3 protein-coding genes are annotated in these 3,770 nt (G+C 42.4%); all 3 read left to right on the top strand.

Annotated features, from left to right (window positions below; translation table 11 throughout):
- Nucleotides 1-998: efflux RND transporter permease subunit (locus ACTRWE_RS18880; protein ID WP_462880504.1), on the top strand; the 998-nt coding region annotated here is incomplete at its 5' end.
- 86 nt (nucleotides 999-1,084) lie between these two features.
- The gene (locus ACTRWE_RS18875; RefSeq protein WP_016899937.1) at nucleotides 1,085-2,980 is read left to right on the top strand and encodes a putative nucleotidyltransferase substrate binding domain-containing protein; all 1,896 of its coding nucleotides are present in this window, start codon (nucleotides 1,085-1,087) and stop codon (nucleotides 2,978-2,980) included.
- Between the two features lie 3 nt (nucleotides 2,981-2,983).
- Nucleotides 2,984-3,685, top strand: coding sequence for a 3'-5' exonuclease (locus tag ACTRWE_RS18870; RefSeq protein ID WP_013464886.1), 702 nt, complete (start codon nucleotides 2,984-2,986; stop codon nucleotides 3,683-3,685).
- The last annotated feature ends 85 nt before the right edge of the window (nucleotides 3,686-3,770 follow it).

Raw genomic sequence — 3,770 nt, 5'->3', positions numbered from 1 at the left:
CGTGGCCATCGCAGCCGCAATTGCGTGTTAATATTGACAGACGACGCGCAGAAGAACTTGGCGTGTCTTTAAGTGATATCGCAATTACATTAAGAGCCGCTATTAATGGTGACGATATCGCTGATTTAAACATTGGCGATCAATCTATTCCTATTATGCTACAGGCACAAAATCAAACTATTAACGACCCGAGTGATTTAGCAAACTTGTTTATTAGAGCCCGTAATAATCAATTGGTGCCACTAAGTAGTGTCGCTAACATTTCAGAGGAAGGGGTTGCCGCTGAGCTTGAACGTCATGCTCAGCGCCGTGCCATAGAGCTCAGTATGGAGCTGCCTGAAGGCTTAACAATTGCCACATTAGTGGAACAAATAAAGCAAGTGTCTGAGCAATCATTACCAGCAGGTATTACTCTTGCATTTAAAGGGGAAGCACTGACATTTGAAGAAACCTCCAACGAAGTATTAATGACCTACGTATTGGCATTTTTAATTGTGTTTTTAGTACTTGCGGCGCAATTTGAAAATGTTAACAGTGCAATCGTGGTAATGATCACTGTACCATTTGGGATTACATCGGCCATTCTAGCGCTGTATTTAACCGGTACCTCACTGAATATTTACTCGCAAATAGGCCTAGTGATGTTAATTGGGTTAATCGCTAAAAATGCAATTTTATTGGTCGAGTTTGCTGATCAATTAAGAGATCAGGGGCTGAGTGTTCGAAAAGCGGTTGAACAAGCTGCATTGGTACGTTTAAGACCAATCACCATGACCTTAATATCGACCTTACTCGGTGCGTTACCCCTAATTATGTCAACAGGTGCCGGAGCAGAAGCACGTAATGCCATTGGCTGGGTGGTATTTGGTGGACTTGCGTTAGCGGTATTGTTTACGCTTTACCTAACACCGGTGATTTATTTAGGATTAGCCCGCTTTACCAGTCCTCGTGGCGATGAGTCAAAGCAATTAGCCCAAGAGCTGGAGCAACTTGACTAATTAATTACGCTAATTGGCTATTTTTCTTTGAAAAAATAGCCAATTAAGCCCACAATTCAACTAGATTAAAGCCACAAGGATCACCCATGCAGGCCGAGCAAGTTGAAATAGCCCAATTTTTAGTTGAACACCCCCCCTTTGATACGCTTGAGAGCGAGGCACTAAACGAACTAGCAATGCAAATTGAAGTTGCTTATTTTCGTGCGCAAACTGATATTTTACATTTAGGCCAAGATATTAGTGACTTATATATTATTCGTAGTGGCTCGGTTGAAATTTCACGCCGTAATGGCGAGCTCTATAATCGTTTAGCCACAGGCGGCATTTTTGGCCAAATGGGCCTATTAATGAACCGCAAAGTGCGCTTTCCGGCTCGAGCCCTAGAAGACACCTTAACCTATTGTATTAACGTTAATACCTTCAACGAATATTGTGATAAATACGAAACCTTTGCCGATTTTTTTGAAGTGGATGGTAACGTACGTTTGCACCAAGCCATTGTAGAGCAAGCCGACAGCAATGATTTAACCACCGCGAAAGTAAAGTCATTATTACACCGTGATGTGGTCACAGTAACAATGCAAACTGCTATTCAAGACGTCGCATTTTTAATGACGCAAGAATCGGTCTCTTCAGTGTTAGTTACCGACATAGAAAAACAAATAAGCGATGACCCAGAAGAAGACGACGGTCAAGTTGTTGGGATCATAACCGACAGAGATATTCGCACTAAAGTGGTTGCCCAAGGGTTAACATATGATACACCCGCCAAAGAAGTAATGACATCAAGCTTAGTACTACTTGATAGCAACGCCTATGTGTTTGAAGCCGTATTAGCCATGCTAAGAGATAACTTACATCATTTACCTGTGGTACATAAAAAACGGCCTATTGGGGTAATATCGCTGTCTGATATTTTACGTTATGAATCACAAAGTAGCTTACTGTTAGTACGCGGTATTTTAGCGCAGCAATCAGTTGATGACTTAGTTCATTACGCACGCCAATTACCTAATGTATTTGTACGTATGGTTAATGAAGATGCAAATTCGCATATGATCGGAACCGCTATGGCGGTCATAGGGCGTACCTTTAAACAGCGTTTATTAGCATTGGCCGAAGAAAAATTTGGCGAGCCGCCTATTCCTTATTGTTTTATAGCCTTAGGCTCAATGGCCCGCGACGAGCAGCTAATTGTGACCGATCAAGATAATGCTCTCATTTTGGATAATAGTTTTGATGAGGCACTGCACGATGAGTATTTTCAAAACCTATCAGATTTTGTGTGTGATGGTTTAGCTAAATGTGGCTATACCTATTGTGACGGTGAAATTATGGCGTCGTTTAAAAAATGGCGTATGACCCGTACACAATGGAAAGAAAAATTTGCTAGCTGGATGGCCGAGCCGAAACCGCAAGCCCTGCTTAATAGCTCGATATTTTTTGACTTAGATGGTGTATGGGGCAAGCTAAAATGGGCCGATGAGCTTAAAACGCTGGTGGCCAAAGAAAGCAAAGTAAACAAACGCTTTTTAGCGAACCTTGCTGCCAATGCCCGCAATAGAACGCCGCCACTAGGTTTTTTTAATGGCTTTGTGCTTGAGCATAATGGCCAGCATAAGCGGTCAATGAACTTAAAACGCCGTGGTACGGCGCCGCTATCTGATGTGGTGCGCGTTCATGCGTTAGCGGTTGGCTCACGTAAACAAAATTCGTTTGAGCGCTTAGAAGATATTATAGAGGCAAATTTACTGCCTAAAGGTAAAGCACAAGATTTACGTGATGCGTTTGAGTATATTGCCACAGTACGTATTCGTCATCAGGCGTGGCAAATAGAGCAAGGTGAAGCCCCAGATAACGATCTAGACCCCCATTTACTTTCACCCTTTGAGCAAAGTAATTTAAAAGAAGCCTTTGCTATTTTAGAAAAAGCGCAAAGCTTTTTAAAATTTAGCTATTCTGCGCACCCGGGTGTGAAATAAGTTATGGCTAAATCACCGTTAGATTGGTCACAGCGCTACGAGCAGTTATTGCAAACTGCGCAAAACCCGTTACTTAAAGACTTTTATCAACAAGCGTTTACCAATCAGGCTGCTCCACTTAAAGATGTCCCTTTTGTGGCACTCGACTTTGAAACAACCGGCCTTGATGCGAATAGCGATGATATTGTTAGTGTGGGGCTGGTGCCTTTTAATGTAAATCGTATTTATTGTAAAGAGAGCCGTCACTGGGTGGTGCAACCACGACGAGATTTAAGTGAAGAGTCAATTGTTATTCATGGAATTACTCATTCAGAAGTGGATGAAGCCCCTGATCTTAATCGAATTTTAGCGCCACTGCTTGATGCCCTTAAAGGCAAAGTGGTGGTGGTACATTATGCTGCAATAGAACGTCATTTTTTTTATAACGCGCTACTTATGCGTATAAAAGAGGGCATTGAGTTTGCACTAGTTGATACGATGGAAATAGAAAGGCGGGCGCTTAAAGCGCGGCAGGGGTTATTAGGCAGGCTGTTTAATTCAAAGCTAGGATCACTTAGGTTAAGTGATACACGGGAGCGTTATTCATTGCCACTGTATCAAAACCATAATGCGCTTACTGATGCACTAGCCACTGCCGAGCTGCTGCAAGCGCAGCTGAGTTACCACTATAGATCAGACACGCCAGTGAGTGAAATTTGGCTTTAGCTATTGAAGCATTACTGTTAAAAATAGAGCACAAAAAAAGCCGCAATTTGCGGCTTTTTTTATTTTCAGCCCCTAAACCACCTAC

The organism is Pseudoalteromonas sp. G5_S1_54_S4 (genome assembly GCF_054968565.1).
Note: the sequence above shows the minus strand (reverse complement) of the source record. Positions and strands in the feature narration are given on the sequence as shown.